Genomic DNA, 433 nt, shown 5'->3' with positions numbered 1-433 from the left:
ATAAACCGAATTTGCTTGGCGACCATAGCATTATGGACCCACCTGATCCCATGCCGAACTCAGTAGTGAAACGTAATAGCGCCGATGGTAGTGTGGGGTCTCCCCATGTGAGAGTAGGTCATCGCCAGGCTTTAATTTCGACTTGTCTCAATGAGACGAGTCAACATAATGTTTTGTGTGAGTTACATAGAATTTTATGTTGACTTTCAAAGTAGAAAGCGTATTATACGCCTCCTGCTTAAGTGTTAAGGCACTGAAAGCAAAGCTCTTTAACAATTTGACCATGCAATCTGTGTGGGCACTCGTGAAATGAATAGTCAAAACTGTTCATTGTGACTTTTTAAGTAACAATGAATTTGGCATCAATGAACTGAGTGACCAATACAAAACTTAAGTTTACTTAAGCTTTGGCACAGTCAATTCGAATATCATG

At 40.0% G+C, this 433-nt stretch carries 1 rRNA gene; it reads left to right on the top strand.

Annotated features, from left to right (window positions below):
* Positions 1-14: 14 nt before the first annotated feature.
* Positions 15-130, top strand: a 5S ribosomal RNA gene (rrf, locus tag ASV53_RS24625).
* The last annotated feature ends 303 nt before the right edge of the window (positions 131-433 follow it).

The sequence above is a fragment of the Photobacterium sanguinicancri genome, assembly GCF_002265265.1.
Classification (GTDB): domain Bacteria; phylum Pseudomonadota; class Gammaproteobacteria; order Enterobacterales; family Vibrionaceae; genus Photobacterium; species Photobacterium sanguinicancri.
The sequence above is the reverse complement of the archived record's forward strand: the minus strand, read 5'-3'. Positions and strand labels throughout refer to the sequence as shown.